The sequence below is a fragment of the Pseudomonadota bacterium genome, assembly GCA_018817425.1.
Classification (GTDB): Bacteria; Desulfobacterota; Desulfobacteria; order Desulfobacterales; family RPRI01; genus RPRI01.
Genome location: JAHITX010000146.1, coordinates 1 through 5121 on the forward strand (window position 1 = coordinate 1; position 5121 = coordinate 5121).

5 protein-coding genes are annotated in these 5121 nt (G+C 36.3%); 3 read left to right on the forward strand and 2 right to left on the reverse strand.

The features are described 5' to 3' along the window. The first annotated feature begins 5 nt into the window (after positions 1-5). Positions 6-134, forward strand: coding sequence for a type II toxin-antitoxin system HicA family toxin (locus KKC46_23030; protein ID MBU1056679.1), 129 nt, complete (start codon positions 6-8; stop codon positions 132-134). 272 nt (positions 135-406) lie between these two features. Here the strand turns inward: KKC46_23030 and KKC46_23035 are convergent, their stop codons facing one another. Then, entirely contained in the window at positions 407-685 is a 279-nt protein-coding gene (locus KKC46_23035; protein ID MBU1056680.1) for an HU family DNA-binding protein, read from the reverse strand. Between the two features lie 492 nt (positions 686-1177). Next, complete coding sequence (gene rny / locus KKC46_23040; GenBank protein ID MBU1056681.1) at positions 1178-2707, reverse strand: ribonuclease Y; 1530 nt, start codon at positions 2705-2707, stop codon at positions 1178-1180. 688 nt (positions 2708-3395) lie between these two features. Between rny and dnaA the strand changes: the two genes are divergently transcribed. Continuing rightward, positions 3396-4733: a chromosomal replication initiator protein DnaA gene (gene dnaA / locus KKC46_23045; protein MBU1056682.1), complete on the forward strand. Its 1338-nt coding sequence runs from the start codon at positions 3396-3398 to the stop codon at positions 4731-4733. A gap of 233 nt (positions 4734-4966) precedes the next feature. After that, positions 4967-5121, forward strand: a 155-nt coding sequence (locus KKC46_23050; protein ID MBU1056683.1) for a DNA polymerase III subunit beta, incomplete at its 3' end; no start/stop codon positions are given.

Here is a 5121-nt window from a genome sequence, read left to right on the forward strand (position 1 = left end):
ATTTAATTTTAAGAAAAAATTCTCTGAGAGTTACCGTGCCAATGCATACAAACAAAATTATTCCAAAAGGAACTTTATTGGCAATTCTGCGACAAGCCAAAATCTCCAAAAAGGAATTTTTGGAGTTGTTATAAAAAACAAAGGAAGCTGGATCGCGTCGTCGCTCCAAATTTAGAGGTTGGAAGTTAGATGTTAGAAGTTGGATGAAATTGGTTTTGCCAATTTCCCTTTTTTTCTTTTGCGAAGACGAATGCTGGACTGCTTCGCTAAACGCTCGCAGAGACAACGGGCGAGTGGGGAATGATGCGATCCAGCCAATACAAAAACCGCCGAGTTTTCCGAAGGAAAACTCGGCGGTTTTTTGTTGTCTAACGTTAGGGTAACGTTACCCTAACGATATTTTAGATTAACCTTGTTTCACCGCGTCTTTCAAAGCTTTGGAAGCTCTGAATTTTGGAACTCGCATTGCTTTCACTTCAATCGCTTCACCAGTGCGCGGGTTGCGCGCTGTGCGCGCCGCTCTCATTTTGGCGGAGAAGATCCCAAATCCGGCCACAGACGCGTCCTCGCCTTTTTTAAGCGTATTGGTAATAGCGTCAAAAACGGCGTCCACCGCTTTTTCAGCGTCAACTTTTGTGCCTCCTAACACCCCACTCACTACTTCAATTATTGCTTGTTTATTCATAACAAAATTTTGATTAAAATTAATAAAAAACGACTATTATTTATGCTTTGAATTATGCCTTAATTATAGCATAGCCCAAAGTCCCTACTGATAATACGCTTCTATTATATAATAAGCCATTTTTTACGCAAGCCCTTGAGACATAAGAATATTAAAACATAAAAATACGAGAACAAGGACGGATTTTGGCTTCGCCAAAATCCGTCTTCGCGAGAAGTGGAGCGACGACACGATCCAGCAATCGTCTTCGCAAAAAAAGGGAACTTGGCAAAGCCAATTTCATCCAACTTCTAATATCTAACTTCCAACCTCTAAATTTGGAACGACGACGCGATCCAACTTCCCGTCTTCGCAAATTTGCAAAAATTGGTGGACTGGATCGCTTCGCTAAACGCTCACAAAGACGGGTTGAGACGGCGGGCAAAGCCCGCCGTCTCTTTGTTTTAATGTTTTAATGTTCTCGTGTTCTCGTGTTCTCGTGTTTTAATGATTCTATCTTGCATATTCAATCACCCTTGATTCCCGAATCACATTCACCTTGATCTCCCCTGGATATTTTAATTCATTTTCAATTTTCAAGGCAATATTTCGCGCCAATTTTTTGGCTTCTATATCGGAAATCTCGTCTGGTCGCACCAAAACCCGAATTTCCCGTCCAGCTTGAATCGCATACGCCTTATCAATTCCCTGAAAAGAATTCGCGATATCCTCCAATTCTTTCAAGCGTTTCAAATAATTTTCCACATTATCCCGACGCGCCCCTGGTCGTCCGCCTGAAATAGAGTCGGCAATTTGAACAATCACCGATTCAACGGTTTCATAAGGGTGTTCCTCATGATGAGACTGCATCGCTTGAATGATTTTCTCATCCGCCCCGAATTTCTGCAAAATTCTTTTGCCGATTTCAACATGGGTGCCCTGCACTTCGTGGTCAATCGCCTTGCCAATATCGTGCAAGAGCGCGCCAGCTTTGGCGATAGCGACATTCGCCCCTAATTCTTCCGCCAACATTCCCGCCAAATGCGACATTTCAATGGAGTGTTGCAAAACATTCTGCCCATAACTGGTTCTAAAATACAACCGTCCTAAAATAGAAACAATCCGCGGGTCCAAATTGACAATCCCACATTCATAAACCGCCTGCTCGCCCTTTTTCTTTATCAATTTATTGATTTCCAATTTGGCTTTTTCCAGAAATTCCTCAATGCGCGCTGGCTGAATTCTGCCGTCAATAATCAAATTTTCCAAAGCGGCGCGCGCGATTTGACGCCGAATCGGATCATAAGATGAAATTGTAATAGAACCTGGAGTATCATCCACAATCACCTCCGTGCCGGAAGCTCTTTCAAATGCTCTGATATTTTTGCCTTCTTTCCCTATAATTTTCCCTTTAATATCGTCCGAGGGAATGCTAATAGTTGTGGACAAGACATCCGCCGCCACGGAATTTCCCATTCTATGAATACTGGTGATTAAAATATCTTGCGCCTTTTTTTCAAGTTTTTCTTCACCGGTTTGTTCCAATTTTTGCAAACGAGTCGCCAAATCTTCCGCATAATTTTTTTCAATTATGGTCAATAATTGTTCCTTGGCTTCAGTTTCGCTCAATTTTGCGATTCTTTCCAAATCTTGTTGTTCTTTTTCTTTTAATTTTTCCAAATTGGCCCGCACCGCTTCAATTTTAGAGATTTTCTCTTCAATTTTCTTTGTTTCCGCGCTTAATTCCAATTGGCGTTTGTCCAAAAAATCTTCTTTTTTGATCAAGCGTTCCTCTGTTTTTTGCGCTTGTTTTTCTTTTTCTTTTTTCTCCTTTTCCGCTTCTTGAATTACATCGTTTGATTTTTTGTCCGCCTCGGAAATAATATTTTTGTATTTTTCTTGAGCATCCAAGGTCATTTGTTGAATTTTCAACTCAATTGAACCTTTTTTCCCAAAGGTGAGCGCCCAGCGCAAAAAATATCCAAAAGCGATTCCTCCCACAGCAAAAACAGCCAGAAGGAAGATGACGGTGGTTAATGACATAATATTAAAATCCTGTCTTTATATAGATTTGACTTTGAATTGGAGTATTAAATTGGTGGAAAATTCAGATAATTTCATCTATTTTTAGCGGATTTAAACTTAATTGCTTAATAAAACTATTTTATTATAATATCTTATTTTTTCTTAAAAGTCAAAAATTAATTTTATGAGCGGAGAAAAGGAGGAGATAAATTGTCTGCGGGTTGGATCTGCCTCAGTGGCAGAGAAACCGCTTCGCTCGCAGAGATGGAGGTGGGGGGTCTGGACTGCTTCGTCGCTCCCTAAGGTCGCTTCTCGCAGAGACGATTGGCTTCGCCAATCGTCCCGTCCGTCTTCGCGAGCGTTTAGCGAAGCGATCCAGAAGTGTGGCGATACGATGAACTTTTCTGGACTGTTTGACCACCTGTTAGGTGTGGCTTCGCTAAACGCTCGCCCCGTTAAAGAATAATCTCTAACGGGGCTCGCAGAGACGACGAATTTTTGCGAAGCAAAAATTCGTCTTTAAACATTCAAGCATTAAGTATTCAATCAAAATTCAAAATTTTATTCGTTATCCACTTATCCACAGTTTAACAACATATTAATACACTTTCCACAAGTTTGATAATCAAACAATTCGGACTATAATGTAAATTGTAATTTTAATCTCTTTTAAAAAATGTTTTCTACAACTCTAAACAATAATAATTTGGATAATAAAAAGGTCTGGGAAGATGTTTTAACCGGCCTTGAATTAAAATTATCAAAACCGAATTTTAACACTTGGTTTAAAGATACTTATATTATCAAATATGAAAATGGAACAATTTATTTGGGTGTGCCAAATGAATTTGTCCGAAATTGGCTTTGCGAAAAATACAATAAATATATTTTGCAAGTTTTGCGCGAGATTGAAGCCAATATCCGCGCGGTAGAATATATTATTGACAGTTCTTCCAGTCAAATAAAAAATAATCAGAAAGCTAAATTAACCGCCAACAGCAAATTGCCTTTGGAAAATTATTATATAGATAAAATAGATAATTTGAACCCACGCTATATTTTTAATTCTTTTATTGTCGGCTCTTTTAATGAATTATCTTATGTCGCCGCACAAACTATCCTAAAAAAACAAGGAATTGTTTATAACCCTTTATTCATTTACGGCAAAACCGGTTATGGTAAAACTCATTTAATTCAAGCTTTGGGTAACGAATTCAAAAATCAAACCCATAATAAAAAAGTTTTCTATATCACTTCTGAAAATTTTTCCTTAGATTGCGTCAATTCCATTCAACAAAACAAAATAAATTTATTCAAAGAAAAATACAGAAAATATGATGTCTTAATTATGGACGACATTCAATTTCTCTCTAAAAAAGAAAGAACTCAAGAAGAATTATTCCATCTTTTTAATTATTTATACAATAATAACAAACAAATAATTTTTTCCTCAGATCGCCACCCAAATTTCATTCCCGATTTAGCCGACCGCCTCAAATCCAGATTTGGAGCCGGAATGTTGGTAGATATTCAAGCGCCCGACACAGAATCCAGAATGGAAATCCTTAAATCCAAAACCCAAATGCAAAATTTCTTTTTGTCGGATGAAATAATTGATTTTGTCGCCTCTGAAATTACCGGAAATATCAGAGAATTAGAAGGGGTTTTTAATTTAATAATGTGTCAATCTCAATTGAAAGCAAAAGAATTAAGTTTGCCTGAAATCAAATCTTTGATAAAAAATAATACCACTCCCAAACGAAATATCTCTATTAAAGAAGTCGTCAAAGCTGTCACGGAATTTTATGGAATAGAGGAGGATGTTATTTATCAAAAAACAAGAAAAAAAGAAGTAGTTAAACCTCGCCAATTAATTATGTATATTTTAAGAGAGGATTATGGTTTTTCTTATCCCTCCATCGGCGAAAAATTGGGGGGACGCGACCACACCACAGTAATTCATTCTTGCGATAAAATCAAAACAAATTTAAAAATAAATAATTCCTTATTGCAAGAATTAAATCAAATTCGTTTAGTTTTTTAGTGGATAAACTGTTCAAAACCAAATATTAACTTGTTTATAAAAAAGGATAAAGTTTATAAAAAATATTTAAAAATAAGTTATCAACAATTCACCAAAACTTATCAACAATTTATTAAATTTTCAAACAACCAAACAACCGTACCTTAAAACACTTTTATTGAATTATTAACTTATCAACAGTTTATAAATATATATAATATTATATATAGAAAATATAAACATATTATAAAACTATGAAATTAAAATGTTCAGCGGAAAAATTAATAACAGCAATTTCTAAAACAGAAAAAATAATTGGCAAAAATTTGAATTTGCCGATTTTGAGTTGTATTTTGTTGGAAGCGACAAAAAATAATTTAATTTTGAAAGCGACCAATTTAGATTTAGG

Coding starts and splice junctions, on each gene's coding strand:
- KKC46_23035 (MBU1056680.1), bottom strand. CDS start 685: ATGAATAAACAAGCAATAATTGAAGTAGTGAGTGGGGTGTTAGGAGGC.
- rny (MBU1056681.1), bottom strand. CDS start 2,707: ATGTCATTAACCACCGTCATCTTCCTTCTGGCTGTTTTTGCTGTGGGA.